Origin of the sequence: Algoriphagus formosus (genome assembly GCF_002807035.1) — a bacterium.
GTDB lineage: Bacteria > Bacteroidota > Bacteroidia > Cytophagales > Cyclobacteriaceae > Algoriphagus > Algoriphagus formosus.
On the sequence record NZ_NIUC01000001.1, the window covers coordinates 902,532 to 928,945 of the forward strand.

Consider the following 26,414-nt stretch of genomic DNA (forward strand, 5'->3'; position numbering starts at 1 on the left):
AGGTCAGACCGATTGATAAAGGTTGGCAAAGAAAATTTGGGAGTGGATCGGAAAAATAGAAATTTGAAAAATTGAAAAATTCTCATAATCAACTATTTATAAATTGAAAAAGCTGATTTAGGATTTTCCTTTAACAATAAATCCCAATCCTTTTCGGTGAACCCCTTTCCATTTAGGATCGGAATCAGCTTTTCGAAAATATTGGTGAAAGGCTGGAAATCTCCGCCTCCTGCTTTGGCTGGATCATACCAGCCGGCATCATGAGAAATCAGCACATTGCCCAAAATTCCATTTTCTTTGGCGAAAATCAGGCGATCCACATAGGGGTCAATTGCCCAGCCGATTCCGTCCAGGCTAATCCAAACACCCATTTCTGCCGCAACTTTATAATTTTCAAAATCCGGTTCATTTTGAGCATGAACCCACACAAATTCGGATGGGTTTACGCCCATTTCTTGAAGTATTCTCACCTCCTGCACAGCAGTTCTCCAAGTTCCTGTATGAGAAGCGATGGTCAATCCTGTTTTTTGATGGGTAATCCCTGCTGCTTTGACTAGCTTCTGATCAATGAGCGAAAGGGTATCGGCTTCATTCACCGAAATTTTAATAAATCCTGGTTTAATACTAGTCCCTTCAATTCCATTTTCAAATTCAGCTATCCACCGATCTGCCAACTGCTCTGCAGATTCCGTTTGAACAAAATCGGGCAAATACTTCCCTCCCACTGCACCATAAAATCCGGTATTAGTCAAGATTTGGATTCCTGACTTTTCGCTAAGGGATTTGAGCAACAAAGGATCCTTGGCCAAATAGCTAGGGGTACAGTCGAGAATGCTTTGGACGCCATATTGCTTTATTTCCAAAAGAAATGGAAGGACTTTCTGTTCGACAGAATCACGATTCCAACGACCGGAATTGATGGAATCGGCTCCGATAAAGTCCACCAACATGTGCTCATGAATCAGCGTCAAACCCATGGAGTCAATAGAAATGGGTCCGGCGACAGTATTTATGTAATTATCAAAATTGTTTGAAGGATGATTTTGACAGGAAATAAAAAAAATGGTTATGAATATGAAATTCAAGAACTTAGACATAAGGAGGCGATATGATTCTATGCTCAAGATATTGGTAGGAAGTCAATTTTTCAATTTTACAATCTTCTAATTTTTCAATACTGACTTAATTTCCCTACTCCACCTCTTCCTCTCCAAAAAGAGTCTGTAGCTCTGCGGCATCAATCCCCTTCTCCTCCTGAAGGAACTTTCCAAAAGATGCGGTGCTACCATGTGTCAGGTAGACTTTTTCTGCTTCAGTACCTTCTATGGCACTGATCAGACCCTCCCAATCGGCATGGTCAGACAAAACAAACCCCCTATCGGCGGCTCTTCTTCTTCTCGTCCCCCGAATAGCCATCCAACCTGAACAGATCCCCGTCCGGTAGGGCGAAAATTTCCGCATCCAAGGAGTTCCCATCGCAGAAGGTGGAGCAATTATCAGACTTCCTTTAAATTCAGACTTGGGAATGTCTTGGGTAACCTTGGGTACATCAGGGATATCAACTCCGCTATTTAGTAAGGCTTGATTTGTGTTCCAGACAGCTCCATGAGTAAAGACTTTCCCGATGGACATATCCAGATGTTTTAAAATTCGCTGAGCTTTGCCTAGCGAATACGCAAATAGAACGGAATTTCGACCCTCAGAGGCATTAGCCTTCCACCATGAATTGATTTGATTGAAAATTTCCTCCTGTGATTCCCATTTGTATATAGGTAAACCAAAAGTGCATTCAGAGACGAATTCATGACATTTTACCGGTTCAAAGGGAGTGGAAAGTCCATCATCCTCCACCTTGTAGTCTCCACTTACAACAGCTATTCGACCCTTGTACTCCAATCTAATCTGTGAGGAGCCAGGAATATGTCCTGCTGGATGGAGGGAAATCTTCACTCCATTCATCAAAATCTCTTGACCATAATCCACGGTTTCGAGACTGATTTCCTGCCCCAAACGGAGCTTCATCACCTCGGCAGAATCATGATGGGCCAAGTAATGTTTCATTCCCCAGCGAGAATGATCGGAATGGGCATGGGTAATCACCGCCATGTCAACAGGACGCCAGGGATCGATAAAAATTCCTGCGGGAGGACAGTAAAGTCCTGAGTCGGTGAGTTCGAGGAGATTCACATAAATTGATTTATGAAAACAATTTAAATCTCTTCCACTTCCCGATCCGGTTTTGCATAGCTAAGTCGTGCGAGCTTCTTGCCCACATGATACTCATCCAAACCGGAAACTGTAACGCTTTCCAATACATTTAAATCCAATGATCCATCGGTTCGCAGACCTTTTTCCTCTACATAAATATGCTCAATACTACCGATCACAAAGACGGTTTGATTTACTTTTAGCGTTTGAGTTTCGACCAGTTGACAGCCTAGCTGGAGAGGACTTCCCTTGACATAAGGAGCTGAAAAATCATCAAGATAGAGTTCTTCCAAACCTGTGTGAAGAAACTCACTCCCCTCCCATCTTGCTGAAGTCCAGTGGGCTTCTTTGTAAAAGGAGGGAGTAACTTGGTTCATTGTAAAATAGCCTGTCTCTAAAATATTTTCCAAAGTATCTCTTTTCACTGTATGAGGTCGAAAGAGGATTCCCACAAGAGGTGGGCTAGCCCCGATATGAAAAACTTGGGAAAAAGGAGCCAAGTTGGATATCCCCTCAGAGCTTTTGGTACCGATGAGATTCAGACTTTTATATCCAGAAAGACAATTAATCAGATTCCTCCGAAAGAAAGAATCTGATTCTAATATTTCATCTTTAGTAAAGTGCTTGATCATTTGGCAATAGCTTCCTCAATGGTATCACAATATTTGATATCCAATTGATCAATAATGTTGTCTGGGTAATTTTGAAGGATTTGAGCTTTGGCGATTTGAACCATTTTCTCAAACCACTTTTCATCAGGAAGGATTTTACGGTGAGTTTTCACCCCATATTCCAGCATTTCCTTTTTCCAATAGATGAAATACCATTCCATGGTAGGTTGATGAAAAGCTCTCAGCGATCGCTTATCAAAAATGAATTTCTCATAATTTCCTGCTTTGACTATTTCACCGATCTGATGAAAAGCTTCTTTGAAGTCTTCGATTGGAATGTAGTCGGCAAGAAGTTCGCAAATAACAATTTTTAATTCTGGACTGATCAGCACGCGAACATATTTTTGTTCAAAGGCCAGTTCAAAATCCTGCGTCTCGGAGGTATGCAAGGTGTCGTTCATGGCAATAGATCGGGATTAGTAAACAGATTTTTTTCGCGCTTCTTCAGTGCGGTTAACTTCATCTTTAAATTGCTCCAGGCGTACCTCAAGATTTGAGGCATACTCTAGGGTAGTCCGCATCATCTCTTGCTGAGAGCGGATTTGCTCTTTCAATCTTGAAAGCTCCTGATTGACTTCTGAAAGCTTGGACTCGTATTCTTTTTGTAGCCTTTCTTTTTCTAATTGGGCTTTCCTCAACTCTTCCTTAAAAAGTAGGAATGATTCAGGTGGTGTCTTCATATTCACAGCTCGTTCATCTCGGGACCGTACCCGTATTAATGACAAATTCAGGGATGAAAATGTTTAAAATCACTTCAAATTAGACATTCCTCCATCTACATGAAGAATCTGACCCGTCATCCAAGATGCATCATCTGATAGCAGGTATTCAGCCGCCTTGGCTATGTCAGCTGGTGTTCCGAATCTTCCGATAGGATGACGCTTATTGCTTGCTTCCCGCTTATCATCACTTGATAGCAAAGCAGAACCTAACGGAGTATCCGTCAAAGAGGGTGCGATAGCATTTACTCTAATTTTATTAGGCGCCCACTCTGCTGCGAGTGAACGGGTTAGTCCTTCGATAGCACCTTTCGCAGCAGCTATACTCGCGTGGAAGCCCATTCCTGTCTGCACAGCAACTGTACTGAACAAAACAACTGATGCACTTTCAGATTTCTTTAGGCTTTTCATACATGCTTGAAGCACTCTCACAGCACCCAGGAAGTTGATATCAAGTTCCTTTTGGAATTCTGAAATGGAAATCCGGTGAAAAGGCTTCAAATTGATCGTGCCCGGAGCATATACAAGTCCATCAATCACCTCAGGTAGATCGGGAATGTCTGAAAAGTCTTCAGTCGTATCCAAGGCTGTGGTGCCTTCACCACTTTTTGAATACAAAAATAAATTTGCTCCCTTCGCCTTCAAGGCTTCTGCGAGTTCTTTTCCGATTCCTGAGTTTCCTCCGATTAGGACTATATTTTTTCCGTTCATACTGTTGTTTTGTTTCTATTTTAAAAATCTTTTTTTCTAAGATTTGTTTTGAATAAGTCACAAAAAAAACCGGACAATAGCCCGGTCTCTAAGTTGGTTTAGCTATTTATTACTTTTCGAGACTGATATATTTCAGAAACTCGTTTCTTGTTTGTTCGTCTGTGTCAAATTTGCCACTGTAGAATGAAGTGACTGTAGAACTGTTGGTGTCATTGATACCTCTTGAACTTACGCACATGTGATATGCGTCCATGATAACCGCCACATCATCAGTTCCCAATGCCTCTTTGAGATCGTTTCCTATCTGCATGGTCAACCTTTCCTGAACCTGAGGTCTTTTGGAGTAGTACTGTACAATCCGATTGATCTTAGAAAGCCCGATCACATTTCCATTTGAAATGTAAGCTACATGAGCTCGACCATAAATCGGCACGAAATGGTGTTCGCAGTGTGAAAAGAAAGTAATGTCTTTCTCCACAAGCATTTGGTTGTATTGAAATTTGTTTTCAAAAAGCTTTGCAACCGGCTTATTCTTGGGATTAAGTCCTGCAAAAACTTCCTTGACGTACATTTTAGCCACTCGATGGGGTGTTCCTTTGAGACTGTCGTCAGTAAGATCAAGTCCAAGAATATTCATGATTTCTTTGAAATGCTTCTCGATCAATTCGACCTTGAGGTCGTCATCCATTTCAAAGGCATCTTCACGAAGCGGAGTCTCGACTGAAGAAGCCAAATGCTCCTCACCAAGTTCTTCATAAGATGCACGGGCAATATCAATTCCCATCGAAGTCAACATAGTTTCTTTCTGTTTCATAGAGTCGAATGCTTAATTCGAATTTCCGATCAATTTTCTCCCTCAAAATATTCCAAATAACCACTGCAATGTTTTCTGCAGTTGGGTTGAGATTTTTGAATTCATCGGTATCCAAGTTTAGGTTTTTATGATCAAATTTATTTAATACATGTTCTTTGATAAGATCACTCAACACCTTCATGTCATACACATAACCTGTATCGGGATCGATATCTCCACGTAGACTTACGTGCAGGTCATAGTTATGTCCGTGAAAATTGGGATTATTACACTTTCCAAAGATGTCAGCATTTTTTTCATCTGACCAATTTGGATTGTGAAGCCGGTGAGCGGCGTTGAAGTGTTCTTTGCGGATTACTGTTACTTTCATGCAATTGGGAAACAGCAGTTTTTTAAATTTTGTTTAATATTTCTATTATTTCTTTAAACAAATTATTTAAGTCGTTGAATTTCTGCTATTTAAATTTTAAGTGTTGGCTTATGCTATTTCTATTTTTTTGGTGAAACGTACTAACACCACGAATTAAACGTTTGCTTTTCTGAAAATAGTTCATGGTACGATTAATCTTTTTTGACCTTGATCAAAAGATTATTTGGAACTTATGCTTGAATTTGATGATTATCAAAATAACCTGAAGCAAAACCCAAGCCTATGCACCTATTCCACATTGCCTTATTCTCTTTATTGCTCAATTTTCACGCAGAAAAAGAAATCAAAAGCGAAGATTTATCTTCAACATACAGCTCTCCAATAGAAAATCTATATGAGGAAATAGCCTCCAATTCCCCAAACCTACCCCAACAAGAAGTATTTGAATATGCATTCAAAGGCTGGGAACAATTGGAGTCCAACATTTCAAATCACCTTATCACCATCATCGATTTTAGTCTTCCTTCTACGGAAAAAAGACTCTGGGTCATCGATCCAGTCAATAAACTCGTACTCGTGAATTCGGTAGTTTCCCATGGCAGAAATTCTGGAGAGCTCTATGCCAAGAACTTTTCCAATAAACCTTCTTCCTATAAAAGCAGCTTGGGATTCTATAAAACGGCTGAAACTTATCACGGCAAGCATGGACTATCCCTTCGTTTGGATGGCTTGGAGAAAGGTTTCAATGACTTAGCCAGACCAAGAGCGATTGTAATTCACGGTGCCGACTATGCCAGGGAAGAGTTTATTTCAGCAGCAGGCCGGCTCGGAAGAAGTTTGGGTTGCCCAGCCTTACCTAGCGAGCTATCCAAAGAGGTCATAGAGCTAATCAAGGAAGGTTCACTGCTCTTTATTTATGGAGAAGATCAAGACTATCTCAGCAATTCAAAGCTTATTTCTGCTTCAGTTTCTAAGCAAGGTTAATACCTCTGCATCCCTTCCATAGATATCTGGTCGATAATTTGGCTTTCCTGTGGCATCAGCCCAAAACGTCAAATAGATCAGATAAACAGGTATTTTTTCCTTCAGATTGACGGTCTGTTCTTCATGACTGTTCATCGCATCCCAAATTTTCTCATCATCCCATTCTTTTTGATCCTGAAGAAGAAGCTGAGCAAGCTCTCTTGGCTTTTCTAATCGAATGCACCCGTGACTCAATGCTCTCTCTTCTCGTCCAAACAGCGACTTGGCAGGAGTGTCATGAATGTAAACGCTATGTTTATTTGGAAACATGAATTTGACTAATCCCAGTGAGTTTTGTGGGCCGGGTTTTTGCCTTACCAAATAGGGAATGGAACGCTTTTTCCAATCAATTGTACTTGGATCCACGACTTCTCTATTGTAAGTCAAAACCTCCATATTCTTTTGAGTAAGGTAATTTGGGTTTTTCCTTACCGAGGGAATGATCTCATTTCTAACAATCGACTCAGGAATATTCCAATAAGGACTAAAGACCAGATAACTCATTTTCGCCTCAAAAACCGGCGATTGGTGATAGGATTTGCCTACGATTACTTTGGATTGAAAAATAGTATCCTCCTTATCCAAAAGGACTAACTTATAATCTGCAATATTCACTAAGATAGCCTTACTCCCATTCTTTTTACCATCAAGCCATCGAAGCCTTTCCAAATTCACAGCTACCTTATCCATCATATCTTTTGGGGATTGACTTAAAGAAGCTAAGGTGTTTTTCCCAATGATCCCATCACTAGTCATCCCATGAAAGGATTGATAAGCTTGGACGGATTTCATCAAAAGAGAATCATATATCCGCTCCGTCAAATCATTTCCTCCGGCATAACCCCAGAACTGAAGTCGTTCACGGATCTCAGGAATCAGAGAATGGCTATCGCCTACTTTGATTGATTTATTGACACTGAGTGCAGACCAGTCCAAACTGTCTACTTTAGAAAGCTCGGATAGATTACGAAGAATCTCCCGCCCACGCAGATAGATTCTAAACTCTGGGTAATACTGAAAAATATTTGATCTTACCCGCTGGGATTGGTCGATTTGATTGAGAAAAGCTATTGGGTCAAAGGATTCTTTTGTTTGGATTATTTCCCATCCCCATTGAAGCTCCGAAGGATCCACCTTGCCTACATGCAGGTGTTTTGCCAACTGAATTAATCCATCACTCAGAAGCAACTCCAAGTCTACCAGATCTGTCCAATCACTTTTCTCACCGATCTTTCTGTTGGATTCGTAATTTTCAATCAGTGTATTGATCAAGTCCCAATGGTAATCCGAAGGCTGTAAACCATCAAATTGAGCCTGTTCTAATTCATATCGCCCTTCGTAAGCCAACTCCCCTATCCTAGCTTCTTTGCTCCAGATAAATTGAAAGTCTCTCGAAGAATAAAACTTAAAGAGTTCTCCAAAATTCTGAATGGTCCGCCCTCTTACCTCTAAACCAACACTGGCATCCGTATTTTCTAAGCGTTGCCGAAGCAAATCAGTCTCTTGCCCAAAGCTGATAAACCCAAAAAGAAAAAAGTAACAAAGCAGGCTGAATCTCATTGTGGCTATTCAATCTTAAAATCCTGATACTTTCGGCCCAAAGTCCATGAATCCTTCAGCATGGACAGGAAATCTCCCATTCGATGAAGGGGAATCAAATTGGGGCCATCGCTAAGCGCTTTAGCTGGCTCAGGATGTGTCTCAATAAAAAATCCATCTATGCCGGTAGAAGCGGCTGCTCTTGCCAAAAAAGGTGCAAACTCACGCTGTCCACCACTAGTTCCTCCCTGACCACCTGGCTGCTGTACCGAATGAGTAATGTCAAACACTACCGGTGCAAACTGCCTCATGATTGGCAAGCCACGCATATCGACTACCAAATTGTGGTAACCCAAAGAAAATCCGCGCTCAGTAAGACAGACATTTTCATTACCGGCAGATCTTACTTTTTTAACCGCAAACTGCATATCCTCAGGCGCCATAAACTGCCCTCTTTTGATCTTCACAGCCCTTCCAGTCTCTGCAGCAGCTATCAGCAAATCGGTCTGTCTACATAAAAATGCCGGAATCTGAAGCACATCTACTACTTCAGCAACTTCCTTAGCCTGATAGCTTTCATGGATATCAGTCACCAAAGGAATATTCAAAGCTTGACCTACACGCTGAAGGACCTCCAAGGATTTATCCATTCCGATACTCCGAAAAGATCCCGAAGAAGTCCGGTTAGCCTTATCAAAAGATGCTTTGAAAACGTAGGAAAAACCGTTCTCTTCAGCCCATTCTTTAACTTTCGTACCGATTTCCAGGCAGATATCGTAGCTTTCCACGGCACAGGGTCCCGCAAAAAGTACAGGCTTTTCTCCCCCTAAAACCACAGAATCTGTGATTTTCATTTGACTATCAGTTCTCTTCATTTTCTATTTCGTTGTATGAATCAATTATTGAGCTCAGCTTTCCCTTAGCAAAGAGAAGCAGGTCGCCCACTTCTCGGAAGACTCCCCTGCCGCCTGCATAGCGACTGACCCAATCCACCTGAGCGCTCACGTAAGGCAAGGCATCAGAAGGACTACAAGAAAGGCCGACTTTTTTCAAAATTGGCAAATCGATCAAATCATCCCCGATGTAGGCCACTTCATGATGAGAAAGTTCAAGTGTCTCAAGAAGGTCATTCAGCTTTTTACCCTTGTCTTTTATTCCATGATAGTGGAAATCAAAGCGAAGCTCCTCACAGCGATTTTCAACCACTTTGGACTTCCGTCCTGTAATCGCTCCAATCAAAATCCGATTTTTACGGAGATGCTTGACTATCAAACCATCTTTTACCTGAAACTTTTTGAATTCCAGCCCATTATCATCATAAATAATCCCACCATCAGTCAATACACCATCAATATCGGTGATTAAAAGCTTGATGTTTTTGGCTTTCTCCAAAATCTCCGCAGGAATATGGCTAAAGTAGTCTTGGATTATTTTTTCTGCTTCCATTGGATCGAATATAAGTCAAGTCTACGTTGTTCCAAGTTCCTAACACTTCCTGCTTTCCGCTGCTTGGTCAATAAATCCAAATCTACATCCGCTACAATGGTCGTTTCGGCATTCTCTGATGCCTGAGCGACGATGGAATCATGTGGGAAAGAAAAATCGGATGGGCTGTAAATTGCAGCCTGGGAATACTGAATATCCATGTTTTCAACCTTCGGAAGGTTACCGACAGACCCGGTGATAGCCACGTAGCACTCATTCTCAATGGCTCTAGACCGAGCACAGGTATTGACCCGAAGGAATGCGTTTTTGGTATCTGTCCAGAATGGTACAAAAAGAATGTCCATTTCTTGCTCAGCCAGGATTCTTCCCAACTCGGGGAATTCCACATCATAACAAATCAATATTCCTATCCTTCCGGCATCGGTATCGAAAACGTGAATTCCATTTCCTCCCTGAAGTCCCCAATAGGCCGCTTCATCGGGTGTGATATGCAATTTGTATTGCTTGGCCTGCGTACCATCTCTTCGGCAGAGATAGCTTACATTTCGAAGCTTTTTACCATCATACTCAGGCATAGAACCCGCAATAATATTGACATTGTATGAAACTGCTAGATCGCTCATCCGGCCGACAATTTCGTCCGTGTAATCTGCTAGGTTTCGAATCGCCTCAGATGCATCCATATCGTTGAATTCGGCCAGAAGTGGAGCATTGAAAAACTCGGGAAGCAGACAAAAATCCGATTTATATCCCGAAACCGTATCGACAAAAAACTCGACTTGCTGCATCAGGTCATCCACATTTGAAAATCGCCGCATTTTCCATTGAACAAGCCCTAGGCGGACAATGGATTTCTTATTACCGATAAGCTTCTCATCCTTTTCGTAATAAATATTAATCCACTCCAGCAAGGTAGCGTAGGCCCTAGAGTCCTTATCCTCAGGAAGATACTTGGTAATTACTTTTCGGACGTGAAATTCATTTGCAAGCTGAAATGAAAGTACCGGATCAAAAATCTCCTTATTTTTTACCAACTCGATATACTTCCTTGGAGTCATCTCCTCGGCATGTTTGGAATAACCAGGAATACGACCACCGGCAATAATCGATCGAAGATTCAAATTCTCACAAAGCTCTTTCCTCGCATCATACAAACGTCTTCCAAGACGCATGCCTCGGTATTCGTAATGTACAAATACATCCGTCCCATAGAGGGTATCTCCATCATGATCGTGAGTATCAAATTTCCCAAATCCTGTAATCTGATCGTAGGTGTGATTATCTCCAAACCTTCCGTAGTCGACAATAATACTTAAAGCAGCGGCAACTACTTTTCCATTATCTTCGATACAAATCTGCCCTTCCGGAAAAACCTTAAGTTGATTTTTTAACTCCTCCCTTGTCCAGGCCATTCCTTTGTTTCGGTAGATGGATACCATAATCTCTCGGATATCATCAAAATCCGAAAGCTTGATATTCCGAAGTTTTAATCGATGTTCGAGCTCTTCTCGTTGTTTACTCATAGTTCAAAATTAAGGATTTTCGATCAAAAATTTTAAATCACAATGCTAACCAGACAATTTTCAGAATTTTATTTTGATTTTTAAGAATGAATGTAAATTCTGACTTCAGGGTCGATAATTATTGATATTTTGCTTACAAAATTCGACTAATATTTCGAAATCTATGCAATCAGACTCATCAACTGTTTCTAATTCCAATTCGAGCAACTTCGATTTGCTGGAGTGGATAGATCAAATCATGAACCTGAGTCTTTTCAACTTGGGTGATTCTAAATTAACGATTGGGCTCGTCCTGACGCTTATTTTTTCCTTTCTCGTTCTTTTTGTGGGATCTGAATGGATCAGAAGACTACTGGTCAATCGGATTTTGAAAAAATATAGTATCACTGAAGGTACGCGACTTTCGATTGGAACGATAGTCAAATATGTCTTGATCCTAGCTGGTGTTTTTTCGATTCTTCAGACGAATGGGATTGATTTAAGTGCTTTTGGGGTCTTGGCAGGAGCGATTGGTGTTGGTATCGGTTTTGGTCTTCAAAACATCACAAACAACTTCATCAGTGGGCTTATCATTCTTTTTGAGCAGCCTATCAAAGTGGGAGACCGAATCGAAGTGGGAGATGTCAATGGAGATGTAATCAAAATCTCAGCCCGATCCACCATGGTCGTCACCAATGATAATATCACCATCGTTGTACCAAATAGTCAATTTATTGATAATCAAGTGATCAACTGGTCTCACTCTGACCGAATGGTCCGATTTAATTTTCCAGTGGGTGTAGCTTATCGTGAAGATCCGGAAAAAGTAAGAAGGATTTTGCTGGAGGTAGCCAAAGACAATAAAGGAGTCTTAGAAAGCCCTGAGTCAGATGTCCTTTTTGAAGAATATGGGGACAACAGCATCAATTTCAACCTCAGGGTATGGACCTCAGAGTATGTCAATCGACCAAAAGTGCTAAAAAGCCAGCTTTTATATGAAATTTTCAAACGGTTTAAGGAGCAAGGAGTCGAAATTCCATTCCCACAGCGCGATCTACACTTACGATCAGGATTTGAAAATTTAAAAAATTAGGGTAATTTTCGCCCATTGGAAGAAATGGACCGAGCAGGCCTGATAATGAGAAAGCTAGGCTTTATAGTTGTATTTTTGATAGGCTGGAGTTTTCAAGCCAGTGCGCAAAGCTTTTACCGCTATCGGTTCGAGGAGCCATGGTCGATCTCTGCCAGTATAGGTCCTACCCAGTATTTTGGAGAGCTATATTCCTTCTGGAAATACAATGAAGGAGTTCAGCCAGACTGGAATGCAAATATTGCCTTTCATAGAACTATAGGAACAAATCTCAGGGCTAAAGGAGAATTCTCCTACATCAAAATGTCCGGCCAAGACCCTCCCTCCGATCCAAGGGCTTTTCGTACCCCTAGAAACCTTCATTTCCGAGCTCGAAACTGGGAAGTTTCAGGAGTAATCCAATATTTTTGGCACCCCGTCAAAGTTCCGAATATCCACCGTCCACTTTGGAACCCATACATTTTCGTAGGTATAGGAATGTCCACCAACAATCCTCAGGCTCAACTCGATGGAGAATGGGTGGATCTAAGGCCACTAGCCTTGGAAAACAACCCCTATGATCGCTTCATCACCGTCTTCCCCATGGGACTTGGCTTCAAGTACAAACTAAATGTGTACATGGATCTGACTTTCGAAGGGAATTATCGCTTCACTTTGACCGACTACATGGATGATATTTCGGCTTTCAATGTGTCGGAATTTTACTTGGATTTAGTGGATGATTATGTATCGGGTAGAAATCCGGACCGACTCCGATTAGCTATCCGAAATCCCGATTTTTTGGATGATAATGGAATGCCGGATGTGGACAAAATTTTAAGAAACAATGGCCGTGTTCGCAGAGGATCTGGGCTCACACACCGATTCGATGGATACATGACAGTGAATGTTGGCCTGGAGATTCATTGGTCCAGGGATATTTTCGACAACTGGATTTTCAGAAACCGAATCAACGAGAAGCGATTCAGATTCTGGTAATCTTTATCCTTTCCCCACTACCCCAGGTTTTATCCAAAACTTTTATTGGTATCCAAAATCTTTTTTCTGAATTGGTAGAGATTTACCTAAATTCACTCTTGCTGTACACTATTCTCTGACAACTGTCGAGAATTAATCATTTCAAGTTTTGACATTTCAAATTTGGGACTTTCTGGCTGGGCTGGGAATCTTCCTTCTGGGCATGCATCAGATGGAGGCTGGTCTTAATGAGTTTAGCGGAAAGACTTTTCGTCGCTTGCTACAAAAATTTACTGATACTCCTATCAAAGGGATTATCAGCGGAACCCTCGTGACTGCACTTTTACAAAGTAGTTCTTTGGTCACTTTGATGGTTTTAGCTTTCCTAGGCGCCGGAATAATTAGATTCAGCCATGCCGCAGGAGTCATTTTAGGGGCCAACCTAGGTACCACTGTTACCGCTTGGCTGGTTTATAGCCTTGGATTCAAAGTAGATATCGCCTCCTTTTCTTTACCTCTGATCGGCGTTGGGGCTTTACTTTTCATTTTAGCATCCCGTTACTTTATTCTGAAAAATCTAGGTTCCTTTTTATTGGGATTTGGACTTTTATTCTTTGGTATTGATTTGATGAAAGGGTCGATTGAATCCTTGGCAGAAAACTTTGATTTTAGCCTGTATGCGGACTGGGGTTTAGTTGTTTTTGCTTTGATTGGACTTATCCTTACTGCCATCATTCAGTCAAGTTCGGCGACCTTAGTAATCCTACTTAGTGCGATCAGCTCAGGGATTTTAGGACTGGATCAAGCTGCAGCAGCTACCGTTGGGGCCAATATCGGTACCACAGTCACCGTCAGTTTGGGAGCTCTTGGAGGTACCCCTGATAAAAAAAGACTGGCTTCACTTCATTTTCTTTTTAATGTAGTTACCGGACTGATTGTCTTGTTTTTTATACCATTGATTATTCAATGGATAAGCAGCCTACCCATTGGAAAAGATCCTCTTTTGGATTTGGCACTTTTTAATACTGTTTTGAATGCATTTGGAGTTCTGCTTTTCCTTCCATTTATCAAACCAATCACCAAATGGCTTAAAGGCCGTTTTCTCACAAAAGAAAAACCCCATACTCTCTACATTCAGAACGTGGACGTGGCTGTTCCAGATGCGGCAATCCAAGCATTGGAAAAGGAAATCGAGGAGCTTTTTGTGAAAACAAAAAAGTTCATTTCTCTTACTATCATTGAGGAAGGTATTTCATCTCCCAAACAAGGAATATTCAAGAAAATACTAAGTAGACCCGTTGAATACCTAGGGTTATATCAAAGCTTGAAGCTCGTCGAGGATGAAATTACTGCCTATCATCTCAAACTTCAAAAAGCCAGTATAAATGAGAAAGAGGCTAAAACACTCACCTCACTGATGCTTTCCGTGAGATTGATGATCTTCTCAGCCAAGGATTTTAAGGACATACATCACAATATCAAGGAGTTAAGAAACTCATCGCGAAATCTTCCGAAGGATTTCTTGGAAGAATTAAAAGTAAAATTCGAAGAGCGAATTCTTGAAATTGATCAACTGGCCAAAGTTGAACAAACTGAGATTCAAGTCCCATCATGGATGCGTGAATCGGAATTAGACTCCAGCCAATTGGTTGAAAAATTATTTCAAGAAGCAAAAAGTCATAAAACTGACATCCCCTTTTCAACCTTTACAAATGTCGCCAGGGAGTTTTCTAGAGGGCTTTATAATTTGGGTGCCGCTGTATTGCATTGGCGACACCCAATCAATGAAGTTTTTGACCCATCTGAGGATGCTAGAAGTCAGGCTTTGACACTCAAGACACCTAAATCGCCTTGAAAGAGGACAGTTTCAGTCACTCCAACCTGATAAGCTGGACTTAGCTTATGATCTCCTGAAACAAGAGCTACCAAATGAAGCCCCTCTTCCTCGCAGAAGGCAACGATTCCTTTTTCTACCTCCTCGGCGCTGTAGGTATGTTGGTGAAATACTATTTCCTCATTACCAGCTTGGAACAGTTTCATTCCATCCTGGATTTTTTCTGAAGTATGGAAATTGCCTGGAGTATTGACAAAAAGCTGGTGAACAGATGCCTTGAAAGCTTTTACGAAAGGTTTGATTTTAGCGAAAGCCTTTGGGGTATCTTGCTGGAAGGTAGAAGCAAAGGCGATTTTCCGAAGATCATTTCCATCCAAAGCCACCTTGACAGCCAATACCGGCATATCCGCCATTCTTAGAATCTTTTGAAGATTAGAACCTATGAATTTCCCTTCGGTATAGCCCTTTCCATAGGCTCCCATCACGATCATATCGGCCCCGGAGCGATTAGCTTCTCGAAGGATTTGCTCATGTGGCACCCCAATTTTCACCACCTGTTCGATTGGAGCCTTGGCAGGTGCTATTTGCTGAATGTATTCAGGCAATATCTCCTCCGCCTCGGTCTTTTGTTCGATCAGGTCTGTATATTTCATTTTAGCTTCCTCGGAGAGTTTTTCAAAGTCAATCTCAGAAGGAATGACAGTCACACAGACTATCTGTGCTCCAGACTTCACACTTATTTTTTGTGCAGTTTTCAGAGCCTCTAGTGAATAGGTAGAAAAATCAAAGGGAACGACAATGGTTTTCATAGCTTTTGGATTTTGATTCTTCTCAAATTTCCAAAAAATAAGTGGCCTTGACTTTGATGGATATCAAGCAAAAAAATGATAATTGTCAGTTAATCAGTTTTTTAAACATCAACTTCCATCATCAGATCACATCGGCAATATTTACCATCTCTTACAGGCACCTCTTTGAAACCCAATTTCTGGTAGATTTTTAAGGCAGCTTGGAGTTTGGTATGAGTATACAAAACCACTTTTTTCGCCCCCATTTCTTTGGCCTTATTCAAAGCCTGCTGTCCTAAGAACATACCCACTCCTTTACCTTGAGCCGATTTCTTGACTCCCATTTTGATCAATTCAAAGGTATGCTTGTCGACTTTGGATAGTCCAACAGTCCCTAGAATTTGATCATCCATTTTGGCAAAATAAATAGCTCCACCTTTTTCTATGATGGTTTCCTGAGGTGATTGGAGCTGAGCAATATCAAAAGGCTCTAGCGAGAATAGCTCCTCGACCCATTCTCGATTGATGGCTTCAAATTCAGGCTGCAGCTTGGCCTGAAAGGGGATGATTTGAAGGTTTTGCATTAAAAAGGAAGTTTGAGAAGCTAAATTTCAGGAATTTCTCCTAGATTGAAGTGATTTAATCAATTTGATCATGAAAAAATACTGCCTTTTATTATTCTCAATTTTTGCTTTTTACTCTTTTAGCCATGCCCAAACGCCTGAAGAAAAAATCCAGCAAATGGGTCTTTCTATTCCTGAGATCAGTCAGCCGATGGCCAACTACGTGAAATGGAGGCAAGTTGGCAATGTGTTGTATCTCGCTGGCAATGGTCCGGATGTCTTTGGAAAAGTCGGAAGTGATCTTACTCCCGAGGAAGGCTATCAAGCTGCCCGAGAAACCGGCTTGGAAATTATCGCTGTCCTTAAAGCCGCTACAGGAGACTTGAGTCGCATCAAGCAATTTGTCAAAGTACTGGGAATGGTCAACTCCGCACCTGATTTCACGGGGCATCCTGCGGTGATCAATGGCTTTTCAGACTTGATGGTGGAAGTATTTGGAGAAAAAGGAAAACATGCCCGATCGGCTGTGGGAGTTGCTGCTTTACCCAATAATATTGCGGTGGAAATTGAGATAATTGTGGAATTGGAAGATCAATGACCTGGCTTAATTTTGCTTTAATTTTCTCTTTTTTTAAAGAAGAAAAGCTGATTGAGTTTCATTATTGGAGTCCGTGTTGAAATATGGAACAAAAAAATACCTTTGGATTGGAGGGATAAATCAACAAAAAGTAGACAAAAAAGTGAGTTATGGGCAATTTTGAGAACAAAATGAAGCCTCCTGCATTTAAAGCAAAAATTTTTGTACCGTTTAAAGGAATCGATTGGAGGATCAATTCTTCAAAATTAATGTATGGAGGTTATTTTTTATTCTTGACGATTGGTTTAATAGCCAGCCAAGTGAATTTATCTTCAAACAATGATTTTTCAATTAGGACTTTGCTTTTTTCTATACTAGGATTGATTTTTTATTCTGCGTATTGGGGTTCCCAGGAAAAGGAACAGAAATATGGGAAATTAGAGGGTGAACTTGAAATATGTGTAGAAAGAATCAGAATAAATGACTATTCGTATTCTTGGACTGAAATAGAAAAATTTGAGTTTAGAATTTTTCAAGTAGTTGATGAAATATTATGGACTGAAACGTATCCGATTGAAAGATACTACGGTGGACCAGCTTATTCTCAAGGTGTGAATAACTTCATTGAGTTTATGGTTGACGATAAGAAAGTGAAAGTTTTTTTTCAATTGGAAACCCCTTCACACAAAGTTGAACTAAGAAGAATGATACGGTTGCTTTTTTTTCATGACCGAATTGATCTCTCTACTACCTACCTAGGATTAAATTTGGAATATGAAGAGACTCAAGAACTCAAAAAAGCCAAAGGTAAGTACCTTGAAGACCAACAATCAAAGGTTAGCTCATGAAACACTCAGGTGAAATAGTGATTTATCAGTCAGGACAAGATGAACCTACTATTCAAGTACTTCTTGAAAATGACACTCTTTGGTTGGATCAATATCAGATTTCTGAATTATTTGATACAGATCGGACATCAATAGTGAGGCATATCCGAAATATTTACAAAACCTCTGAATTAAATGAAAAAGCAACTTGTGCAAAAATTACACAAGTTCAACAGGAAGGAGAAAGAAAAGTAAAGAGACAGAAAAAAATCTATAATTTGGATCTGATTATTTCTGTGGGTTACCGGGTTAATTCCAAACAGGGTACAGCTTTTAGAATTTGGGCCAACAAGATCATTAAAGATCACCTGGTAAAAGGCTACACGATTAACGAAAAGAGGCTACTGGAACTCCAGAAAACAATTAAACTTGTAAATAGAACAATACAGAATCTTGGTTCAGACGATCAAACAAAAGGGATATTTGAAGTTTTATCCGAATTCTCCACTGCTTTGGATATTTTGGATGATTATGACCATCAAAGACTCAGTTTACCGGATACCCATCCGAGTGTAGTCAAATCATTGTGGCGACCGGGTGATAGTACCTACTCCTAGTCCTAATCATATTCCTGCTACTCCCAAGGGGGAAGCAGCAAGGTTTTGCAAGTGTTCTACCAGATAGTATATTTCTTCAACCATTACCGGTTGATTATCTGAAAATAAGCGACCACAATAAAAGCAATCAGTGAAATCAGTAGTGAGACCAGAAGAATTATGAATTTTTTCTTCCTTTCAGGGTCTTCGGTCCTGTTAATGAGCGAGACAAAATCGATAATATCAGAAAAATGACCATAAAGAAGATGGCTGTCTATTCCATGCTTTACAAGGATTCCTTTCAACTTGTAAAATAGGATATTACCTATCAACGCTAAGACAATTAAGGCAAAGATTGATATAATTGAAAAACCTTCCATTATGGCTGATCACAGTCAAAGTCTAACATCAATTCCCTGGTATTGCCATCCCTGATTAAAAAAAACTTGAGTTGACCCTTTGGTTTAAAAATAGAATCCCCTTCAACCAGTTCTTCATAAACACCACTAACTTCAAAGTCAAGAATCAAACTTTTTTTTATTTTTCCTAAGCTTTCATATTCTAAGGTCTTTATGTTATGGTTACCACCATCTCTGTAGGATTTAACAAATATTCCACTAATAATGTCTTTGGAAGCACGATCCCTTGCTTTGCACCTTGCTTTATTTCTCCAGTCTTTTGGATAGATGTCTATTTTCCCTTTGAAAATTAAAGTCACGAACACCAAAAAAATCAATACACTAATTAGAACCTTAAGTTTTCTTTTCATCATTTTCCTAAGACAAATCGCTTTAAATCAAATGTATAAGTGTAGCAATAATTTCTTTTGTAACCCCCTTATTAGTGTAGTCAAATCATCGTTGGGATAGCTTCAAACTACACCTAGTCCTAATCATATTCCTGCTACTCCCAGAAGAGAAACCTTCCATTATGGCTGATCACAGTCAAAGTCTAACATCAATTCCCTGATATTGCCATCCCTGATTAAAAAAAACTTGAGTTGCCCCTTTGGTTTTAAAATAGAATCCCCTTCAACCAATTCTTCATGTATCCCACTCACTTCAAGGTGAAGAATCAAGGTTTTTTTCATTTTTCCAAAGCTTTCAAATTCAACAGTTTTACTATTATGATTATCCATATCCCTGTAAGATTTAATGACAACTCCACTAATCTCTTCATTAATTGCTCTGTCTTTCGCTTCACATCTAATTTTTTGCCAATCTCCAGAATGGAGGTCTATTTTCCCTGTGAAAATTAAAGTCACGAACACCAAAAAGACCAACACCCCAATCAGCACCTCAAATTTTCTTTTCATCATTTTCCTAAGACAAATCGTTTCAAATCAAATGTATAAGTGTAGCGATAATTTCTTTTGTACCCCCATTTTGAGTTTAGTCAAATCATCGTTGGGAGGAATAGCTTCAAACTACACCTAGTCCTAATCATATTCCTGCTACTCCCAGAAGAGTTTAAATTATATCAAACTCACAGTCTATCATTAATTCAAACTGATAACTCTTATTTACAGTAAAATTGAAAGAATTTGAATGTTTTTGAATTCTATCATTGATATTTAAAAATTCAAAATCCTTATCATTTTTGTCTGGGACTACAAGAAGCCTATATGTTTTATCTCCATCTTTTATGATAATTGTCTCAAACGAATGATTGGAATAATCAATAAATTTATCAATCACAACTCCGTTTTTTATTGAATCAAAGTAAAGCTCTTTATGTAACTCACAGATATTAGAAGTCCTTTTATTAAAAAGGACAACTATCGTTATAATAAAAATCATTATTAACATCAAAATAACACTCCAATAACGAATCTTCATATTTTTATTAGTTTAGTACGCCCCCTTTTGAGTGTAGTTAAATCATCGTTGGGATAGCTTCAAACTACACCTAGACTTAGACCTAATCATATTCCTGCTACACCTGGAAAAGGCATCAATTCATATCCTCTACTTGATACTTGAATCTTCGTACTTGATACTCCTATCACCTCCCACAAATCTCCTTGTAAGCACAGTATTTACATTTTTCCTCGTCCTCGGTTTGAGAGAAAGGAACTTCCGGATTTAAGATCTCCCCAAGCATAGCCGATAGGCCTGATACAAATTCTTCTTCCACTTCCCGATAGTCATGAATTTCCTGCCCATTCATCTGAAGGAATGGATTGAAGTTAGGATTGTAAATTTCCCGAATATTAAAAATTCCCGGCTTCAGGGCTTTTCGATTTTTCGGATGCTCAAATTGATAAAAATACGCATACAATAGGGTTTGCATCGCTGCCTTATTTCGCTTCTTCTCATCTCGGTCAAATAAAGAGGCGATAGATAGCACTTTCTTATCGTCTTTCCCGGTCTTGTAGTCAATCAATCGCACCACTCCATCCTTCTCATCAACCCGGTCTATGACTCCCTGAAGAGCAAAATGAACTGTCCCCTCTTTCGTTTCCACAGGAATACTAGCTGGGACATTTTTCTCCACACCCAAAATCGTGAATTCCCCATTCTCCTGATCGTAATCCAAAATAGCTTCCAGGTATTTGACAAAAATCTCCCTCGCTATCTGCAGCTGCCCGGAATAGTCCATCTTCTTCCCTTCCTCCAGTTGATAGAAATTTCGAATCGCCTGATCCACCGCAGTCTGCACTTGAGGTCTTAAGCGCTTGATTTCATGCGGATCAATTTTTCTTGAATCTTCTCCTTCCCCCAGCCCATAGATAATCTCCACGGCATTATGCAAAATAGTTCCAAAAGTAGAGGGATCGATCTCTGTGACCACTTCTTCCCGTTCTTTCAAACCAGCCACATAGCGGAAATAAAATTTGAGTCTGCAATCCAAATACATATTCAGTGCAGAAGCGGAAAGTGGTCGGTTTTTTTCCTCTGGATTACTCTTGGCCAGAAAAGCCTCCATGTCATTCAGAACTTGTGGGCTTTTTGCCACTTCAATGACTTTTGAAGGAGTCAACCCGACCGGTACCATGGAAATCTCCGGAGCAGCTACGCCCAATTCCGCCTGCATCTGCTGAAGAAAGCGGCTCATCTCCCCTGCTTTACCTTGATCCGCCGCCGTCGTATAGATCAAATGAACTTCTTCTGCACGATGCAAAAGTCGATAAAAAGTATAGGCGTAAATAGCGTCATTTTGCTCCTGAACAGGCAAACCAAATGCTCTGCGAAGATTGAATGGGATCATGGAATTGATGCCACCTCCGGGAGGAAAACTCCCTTCATTCAGATCGCAAATGATTACTCTTCGAAAGTCCAGGTTTCTGGACTCCAGTACCCCCATCATTTGCAAGCCCTGAAGTGGTTCACCCTCAAAAGGAAGCTTTAACTCTCTGAAAATCTGCCGAAAGAGTTTGAGTACAAAATCAATTTTTAAAGCTTTGGAATGATTGCCCTGGAAAATCTCTTTGATTCGGTTCAGTTGCTTGAAAGCCTGAAAGAGATAAGAACGCTGAACCTCATCCTCCTGAAGCATCAAGGCCAGGTGGGTGATCAAATCCGTCAAGTAATCAAAAATCTCTGAAGGGTCTACCTGTTTGAAAACTAGCGCAGCTAATTCGGATTGGCCGACCAAAAGATCAGCAGGAATTTCTAGGAGATTTTCGCCCTTAATTTTATCCAGCAATCCCTGAAAATGAGTTGGATCTTCCTGCAGCAGATAGGGAAATGACAATAAATCCGTCACTGGCTTGTGATAAAAACTCACCCCTTCTTCCCTAAATTTCACATAACGCTGCAAATCCAAGACCGCATCCAAAAAGGCATAGACAGGCGCATTCCTGACCGGATAGCCCATGGTCACATTCAACTTATCGATCTGCGGCGGCAAATAATGCAGTACCGGAAAAAGCAGCTGCTCATCCGGCAAAATGATCACCGTCTCTTCCAAGGCCTCTTCCGCAGGAATCTCTTCCAAAAGCTTCCCTACCAAATTGGCCTGGTTGGTTTTCAATGGAATGGAATGAACATGAATGTTTTCTCGCTGATGCCGAATTCGATCTGGTATTTCCTCCGGAAAAGTCTTTCCAAAAATGGAATCCCGATGATAATCTCTGAAGAACAAACCCGCTTCCTGCAATTTATCATTCAGGTAATATTGGTCTAGATCCCAGAAAATCTCCGCACCAAACTCCTTGACGAAATGCCCAATCAATCTTTCCTCAGACAATGTAAAGGCATTGAAACCTACAAAGATATGCTGCTTTTCCGGTCTTGGGATTGCATGCAGATTCTCTGCTACTTTTCTATATAATTGGCCTGAATAGGCTAATCCAGCTGTTTTTAGTCTATGCTGAAAGTCCTCATACAAGCGGCCCAAAATCTGCCAAAATCGAAGAAACTTCTGTTTTTCCTGATCATTTTGCTTGGCAAATGCTAACCAAAACTGAGAGATCAAGTCACGTTGCTCCGGGGTGAGGAAACTTAAATCGGACTCAAAGGCCTTGATTTCGGCGAGGTTTTGATACAAGGTTTTAGCCGGAGCAAGAAATTGGTCCAGATCATTGAAGTCTTTCAAAATCAACTCCCCCCAAAAATAAAAGCGATCAAAATCTTCTGGTTCCTCCTGAATTTGCCGGTAAAGCTCATACAACTCAAAGATCAAAGTCAGATCATCCGCTGGCGTATTTCCAGCCAAACCATAAAATACCTGCTCAATCGTTTTGACTTCCGGCATCCATACGGGCTGATCAATCAACTCACCCAGATATCGGGTAAAAAACAGGCCTGCTCTCCGGTTAGGCAAGACCACCACCAATTCTTCCATGCGATGGTTCGAATCCAAAAGTTTTTGGGCAGTTTCTTTCAAAAATGGGATCATACTTCAATAATTTCTGTGGGTTCCAAATAGCATAAAAATCCTTTGACAGGTTTCTGACTCAGCTGATGAACCAATACCATGTATTCTTTGACTTGCTTGGGATGAGAGGCATATTTTTCACCTGTTTTAAAATCCACTACAATGACTTCTCGCTCCCCGATCAAGACCCGATCCGGTCGTTTTTGATTTCCACCCGGTAAAAGAATTCCCTGCTCTGCCAAAGTCAGATAATCCCCTCCAAACCAGCTTTGAAACTGGGGTATTTCGAATAGCTTCTTCAATTGATCCGTTACATCCTTGGCTGTTTCTTGATCGATTCTTCCCTCAAAAGTATATTGCTGAAGGAGTCGAATAGCCTCTTCTTGGGTTTGGGAAGCAGCCAAGAGTTCGTGGACGATGACACCCAGTTTGCGCTGCGCCCGAGCTTGCAAGCCATTTTCCGAAAAATCCCAGGCAATGGTTTTCGTTTTAAGCTTGGATCGCCAGTCTTGAGTTTCCCATCGTAATTGCTTTGGAACAAAACCGGGCTGGGTTTCCCCTTGCTTAAGAGCAGCCCATTCGCCAGCTTCAAAAACCAAATTTTCCTCATCCCAGTGTTGATTTGAGCCAAATTCAGAAATCTGAAAATCTGAAGAAAAGAGCTTGTAAAGGACATTTCCTGTTGATTTTTGGGAAACGCCATTGGATTTGCTATTGGTAAAATTCGAATAGCCCCAAACCACCTCCTCAGCCCGGGTAAAGGCCACATAGAGCATATTCAATGAATCCAGATAAGCTAGTTTGACTTCATCTTCGTAGGCCTTGGCAAAAAAGGAATCCTTCAAGGTGCTTCCATGCGTCAAAGGAACAATGGTTTTTAGCCCACTTTCGGATTCAAATGGAGACCAAATCACAGGAGCTTGCAGTCCCGAAGCGACAATCCTCCAATCCAAGAAAGGCATAATCACCACCTTGAATTGCAGCCCTTTGGATTTATGAATCGTCAAAATACGCATGGCATCATGATCCTCTGGAATTTTGACGGTACGCTTCCGCTTATTCAGCTCCCACCAATCCAGAAATCCGACTAAATCAGCACGATTGTTTTTCACAAAATCAAAAACAGCCTCTTTGAAACCAGAGATATAGGCCAAATCAGCCCGAAGCTGCATCAAATCCAAGAAAGCAATGCTTTCCTCAATCAATTCCAACAAAGGCAACTGAAGAAATTCATTGGTTCGCGCCTGCAATTCTTCATCCTTGGATTTTAGCTCAGGTACTTGCTTGAACTTATGGAAGAGTTCATGAGAAAAAGGAATCTCATGTAGCAAAGCATAATAGTACCAGGCAGTTTTGAGTGCAACCCGGTCAGACGGATTGCTGAGATATTGCCAAAAAGCGAGTAAACATTTGACCGCGGCCGACTTATCCAAAAAAAGGGATTCCTCAGAAAGCACATCAAAGCGATAGGAAGAATCAGGATGGTCTCGGTCGTAAGCCATCAGGTAATCAGCGATTTCTACCCCTTGTGCATTTTTTCGAACCAAGAAGGCTATATCTTTTAACTGATAACCTCTGTCCTGCAGGTCTTTGACGAGTTGTGGTAATTTTTCCAAAACACCATCATCTTCTTCCTCCTCTTCTTCATCAGCTTGATAGCCTGAGCGCGCCGGCTTTTGGGTAAACTCAATTCGTATTTTGCCCTGAAAATCCAATTCAAGCTTCTTTTCAGGAATTTTTTGGTTAGCTTCTTGGAAGGCACTACTGAGCAAGGCTTCCGAATCAATTCCAAATTCACTTTCGATGCCATCTTCCATCAATGGAGGAAGCGCTTGAAACAAAGCATTATTAAACTGAATAATTCCAGGTAGGCTTCGATAATTGGTATCCAAATTTTCCTCTTGAATGTAAGAGCTAGGAATCTGCTTTTGAACTTCAGACAGCAGCAACTCCAGTTTCCCTCCTCTCCAGCGATAGATAGATTGCTTGACATCCCCAACCAGTAAATTGGTATTGCCCGAGGCAAGTGAGTTTTCGAGCAAAGGCTTAAAGCTTGACCACTGAAAATCAGAGGTATCCTGAAACTCATCAATCAGGAAGTTGCGGTATTGATTGCCTATTTTTTCATAAATAAATGGCGCGTCATTGTCTTTGGTAATTTCCTGCAAAAAGTCATTCACATCCGAAATCAGAAGGATGCTTTCTTCATCTTTCAGCTCACGCAATTCCAAAATCAAATCTCTAAAAACACCAAAGGCATTGAGATTTCTGTGTAAGGCTTCGAATGTGTTCCATTGAATCTGTTTGACGGGAATTTGATTTAATATTTCCAACAAACCATTCGAGTATGAATTTTCGATTTGAGATATAAGTTTTGAAGTTTTTGAAGCCCATTCAGAGAGATCATTCAACTTTTCTATTCTCGAAGATTCTAATTTCGTAAAAGGTTTTTCAGAGTCTCCAAGTCTTCCAAAGTTTAGAGCAAAACTTCTAGTCCCTCCTTTAAAATCCGTCCATTCCAAACCATGAGCGACACGAATTTCCTCTGCTTTTTGCTTCATGGACTCAGCTTCGGCTTTCAATTTGGCCCGCTCAGATCGGATGTATTGACGGAATTCACCCAGAAAGCCTTCTTGGGCTACACTTTGTTGAAAAAGCAGTCTGTAGGCCTTGAAACCCTCCTTGAAAATCTCAGAACCCAAACTTTTGATCCCGGATCGGATATCCCAGGATTTCTCATTTTCAATCTGCTCCTTGGCATAGTCTACCAGCCAAGTTCTCAAGTTTTTATCCTGACTAACCTTCTCTACAAGTCGGTCCACCAATCGCTCCAAAACGGCATCTGTATCCATTTCGAGATCAAATTTGGCTTGAAGGTCCATTTCCCTGGCAAAAGATCGAATCACCCGCTGGAAAAATGAATCGATGGTGCTGACAGCAAAATACCCATAGCCGTGAAGGATATGAAGGAGTGTTTGCTTGGCTCTGGATTGAAGTTCCTCGGGACTCAAACCCAAAGACTCCATCAGGACTTTTTCTAATTCTGAGCCAGAAATTTCCCTTCGACTTAGCTGACCCAAAACCTTCAAAATCCGCTCCTTCATCTCCTGCGTGGCCTTATTGGTAAAGGTTACAGCCAAAATCTGCTTAAAAGCAGTTTGTGGATTTTGAAGGGCAAGTTTGAGGTATTCCAAGGTCAGCGTGTAGGTTTTACCCGAACCCGCCGAGGATTTGTAGATGATAAAAGGTTTGGATTGCTCAGCCATATCTCAAAAGTCAGAAAGCGAAGATAAAAAAGCTCTTCACTATTTAGGCAGTGATCGGCATTCTTTGACGTGAATTGTCAAGGATGAGGTTT

The 26,414-nt window shown here is 40.7% G+C and carries 26 protein-coding genes; 7 read left to right on the plus strand and 19 right to left on the minus strand.

Annotated features, from left to right (window positions below; all coding sequences use genetic code 11):
- Positions 1-92: 92 nt before the first annotated feature.
- The 8 genes from CDH51_RS04055 to CDH51_RS04090 form a co-directional block, all read right to left on the minus strand.
- Positions 93-1,097, minus strand: a complete 1,005-nt coding sequence (locus CDH51_RS04055) for a phosphotriesterase family protein (protein WP_100627362.1) — start codon at positions 1,095-1,097, stop codon at positions 93-95.
- 94 nt (positions 1,098-1,191) lie between these two features.
- Complete coding sequence (locus CDH51_RS04060) at positions 1,192-2,187, minus strand: ligase-associated DNA damage response exonuclease (RefSeq protein ID WP_100627363.1); 996 nt, start codon at positions 2,185-2,187, stop codon at positions 1,192-1,194.
- 23 nt (positions 2,188-2,210) lie between these two features.
- Positions 2,211-2,840, minus strand: coding sequence for a flavin reductase family protein (locus CDH51_RS04065; protein ID WP_100627364.1), 630 nt, complete (start codon positions 2,838-2,840; stop codon positions 2,211-2,213).
- A complete protein-coding gene (locus tag CDH51_RS04070; protein ID WP_026945134.1) occupies positions 2,837-3,280 on the minus strand; it encodes a hypothetical protein in 444 nt (147 codons plus the stop codon). The genes CDH51_RS04065 and CDH51_RS04070 overlap by 4 nt, the downstream gene beginning before the upstream one ends.
- Before the next feature lie 15 nt (positions 3,281-3,295).
- Positions 3,296-3,559 (minus strand): hypothetical protein, encoded by a 264-nt coding sequence (locus CDH51_RS04075; RefSeq protein WP_026945133.1) that lies wholly within the window; start codon positions 3,557-3,559, stop codon positions 3,296-3,298.
- Positions 3,560-3,628: 69 nt separating this feature from the next.
- Positions 3,629-4,309 carry an SDR family NAD(P)-dependent oxidoreductase gene (locus CDH51_RS04080; protein ID WP_100627365.1) on the minus strand — a complete coding sequence of 227 codons (681 nt, stop codon included), beginning with the start codon at positions 4,307-4,309 and terminating at the stop codon, positions 3,629-3,631.
- A gap of 109 nt (positions 4,310-4,418) precedes the next feature.
- Positions 4,419-5,123 (minus strand): GTP cyclohydrolase I FolE, encoded by a 705-nt coding sequence (gene folE, locus CDH51_RS04085; protein ID WP_026945131.1) that lies wholly within the window; start codon positions 5,121-5,123, stop codon positions 4,419-4,421.
- Positions 5,083-5,493, minus strand: coding sequence for a 6-pyruvoyl trahydropterin synthase family protein (locus CDH51_RS04090; RefSeq protein ID WP_024281987.1), 411 nt, complete (start codon positions 5,491-5,493; stop codon positions 5,083-5,085). The genes folE and CDH51_RS04090 overlap by 41 nt, the downstream gene beginning before the upstream one ends.
- Before the next feature lie 282 nt (positions 5,494-5,775).
- Here CDH51_RS04090 and CDH51_RS04095 point away from each other — a divergent pair, with 282 nt between their 5' ends.
- Complete coding sequence (locus tag CDH51_RS04095; RefSeq protein ID WP_100627366.1) at positions 5,776-6,477, plus strand: murein L,D-transpeptidase catalytic domain family protein; 702 nt, start codon at positions 5,776-5,778, stop codon at positions 6,475-6,477.
- Here the strand turns inward: CDH51_RS04095 and CDH51_RS04100 are convergent.
- Genes CDH51_RS04100 through CDH51_RS04115 form a run of 4 tightly spaced genes read right to left on the minus strand, consistent with a single transcriptional unit; the run spans position 6,457 to position 11,024 of the window.
- Entirely contained in the window at positions 6,457-8,076 is a 1,620-nt protein-coding gene (locus tag CDH51_RS04100) for a L,D-transpeptidase family protein (RefSeq protein WP_100627367.1), read from the minus strand. The genes CDH51_RS04095 and CDH51_RS04100 overlap by 21 nt on opposite strands.
- A 5-nt stretch (positions 8,077-8,081) precedes the next feature.
- The gene (kdsA, locus tag CDH51_RS04105; RefSeq protein WP_232724737.1) at positions 8,082-8,909 is read right to left on the minus strand and encodes a 3-deoxy-8-phosphooctulonate synthase; all 828 of its coding nucleotides are present in this window, start codon (positions 8,907-8,909) and stop codon (positions 8,082-8,084) included.
- Between the two features lie 7 nt (positions 8,910-8,916).
- Positions 8,917-9,501, minus strand: coding sequence for a KdsC family phosphatase (locus CDH51_RS04110; RefSeq protein ID WP_198514255.1), 585 nt, complete (start codon positions 9,499-9,501; stop codon positions 8,917-8,919).
- Positions 9,483-11,024, minus strand: coding sequence for a bifunctional GNAT family N-acetyltransferase/carbon-nitrogen hydrolase family protein (locus tag CDH51_RS04115; protein WP_100627369.1), 1,542 nt, complete (start codon positions 11,022-11,024; stop codon positions 9,483-9,485). Before CDH51_RS04115 ends, CDH51_RS04110 begins: the two co-directional genes overlap by 19 nt.
- 163 nt (positions 11,025-11,187) lie before the next feature.
- Between CDH51_RS04115 and CDH51_RS04120 the strand changes: the two genes are divergently transcribed.
- The 3 genes from CDH51_RS04120 to CDH51_RS04130 all read left to right on the plus strand — a co-directional run bounded on the left by CDH51_RS04120 (position 11,188) and on the right by CDH51_RS04130 (position 14,905).
- Positions 11,188-12,096, plus strand: coding sequence for a mechanosensitive ion channel family protein (locus CDH51_RS04120; protein WP_100627370.1), 909 nt, complete (start codon positions 11,188-11,190; stop codon positions 12,094-12,096).
- 45 nt (positions 12,097-12,141) lie between these two features.
- Positions 12,142-13,071, plus strand: a complete 930-nt coding sequence (locus CDH51_RS04125) for a hypothetical protein (protein WP_100627811.1) — start codon at positions 12,142-12,144, stop codon at positions 13,069-13,071.
- 148 nt (positions 13,072-13,219) lie between these two features.
- On the plus strand, positions 13,220-14,905 hold the full coding sequence (locus tag CDH51_RS04130; protein WP_100627371.1) for a Na/Pi cotransporter family protein: 1,686 nt from the start codon (positions 13,220-13,222) through the stop codon (positions 14,903-14,905).
- Here the strand turns inward: CDH51_RS04130 and CDH51_RS04135 are convergent.
- Both CDH51_RS04135 and CDH51_RS04140 read right to left on the minus strand, forming a co-directional pair.
- Positions 14,869-15,693 (minus strand): universal stress protein, encoded by an 825-nt coding sequence (locus CDH51_RS04135; protein ID WP_100627372.1) that lies wholly within the window; start codon positions 15,691-15,693, stop codon positions 14,869-14,871. The two genes, CDH51_RS04130 and CDH51_RS04135, sit on opposite strands and share 37 nt — an antisense overlap.
- Before the next feature lie 101 nt (positions 15,694-15,794).
- Positions 15,795-16,256, minus strand: coding sequence for a GNAT family N-acetyltransferase (locus tag CDH51_RS04140; protein WP_100627373.1), 462 nt, complete (start codon positions 16,254-16,256; stop codon positions 15,795-15,797).
- A 70-nt stretch (positions 16,257-16,326) separates the two neighbouring features.
- On the opposite strand from CDH51_RS04140, the gene CDH51_RS04145 reads away from it, so the two are divergent.
- From CDH51_RS04145 to CDH51_RS04155, 3 genes are all read left to right on the plus strand, one after another.
- The gene (locus CDH51_RS04145; RefSeq protein ID WP_100627374.1) at positions 16,327-16,833 is read left to right on the plus strand and encodes a RidA family protein; all 507 of its coding nucleotides are present in this window, start codon (positions 16,327-16,329) and stop codon (positions 16,831-16,833) included.
- Positions 16,834-17,003: 170 nt separating this feature from the next.
- The gene (locus CDH51_RS04150) at positions 17,004-17,660 is read left to right on the plus strand and encodes a hypothetical protein (protein ID WP_100627375.1); all 657 of its coding nucleotides are present in this window, start codon (positions 17,004-17,006) and stop codon (positions 17,658-17,660) included.
- Positions 17,657-18,256, plus strand: coding sequence for a virulence RhuM family protein (locus CDH51_RS04155; RefSeq protein ID WP_232724738.1), 600 nt, complete (start codon positions 17,657-17,659; stop codon positions 18,254-18,256). The genes CDH51_RS04150 and CDH51_RS04155 overlap by 4 nt, the downstream gene beginning before the upstream one ends.
- A gap of 358 nt (positions 18,257-18,614) precedes the next feature.
- On the opposite strand, the gene CDH51_RS04165 is transcribed toward CDH51_RS04155, so the two are convergent.
- From CDH51_RS04165 to CDH51_RS04185, 5 genes are all read right to left on the minus strand, one after another.
- Complete coding sequence (locus CDH51_RS04165) at positions 18,615-19,007, minus strand: hypothetical protein (RefSeq protein WP_100627377.1); 393 nt, start codon at positions 19,005-19,007, stop codon at positions 18,615-18,617.
- A gap of 156 nt (positions 19,008-19,163) precedes the next feature.
- On the minus strand, positions 19,164-19,553 hold the full coding sequence (locus CDH51_RS04170) for a hypothetical protein (protein ID WP_100627378.1): 390 nt from the start codon (positions 19,551-19,553) through the stop codon (positions 19,164-19,166).
- Positions 19,554-19,704: 151 nt separating this feature from the next.
- Complete coding sequence (locus tag CDH51_RS04175; RefSeq protein WP_157807037.1) at positions 19,705-20,073, minus strand: hypothetical protein; 369 nt, start codon at positions 20,071-20,073, stop codon at positions 19,705-19,707.
- 166 nt (positions 20,074-20,239) lie between these two features.
- Positions 20,240-23,077, minus strand: a complete 2,838-nt coding sequence (locus tag CDH51_RS04180) for a PD-(D/E)XK nuclease family protein (protein ID WP_100627380.1) — start codon at positions 23,075-23,077, stop codon at positions 20,240-20,242.
- On the minus strand, positions 23,074-26,322 hold the full coding sequence (locus CDH51_RS04185) for a UvrD-helicase domain-containing protein (protein WP_100627381.1): 3,249 nt from the start codon (positions 26,320-26,322) through the stop codon (positions 23,074-23,076). The genes CDH51_RS04180 and CDH51_RS04185 overlap by 4 nt, the downstream gene beginning before the upstream one ends.
- Between the last annotated feature and the right edge of the window lie 92 nt (positions 26,323-26,414).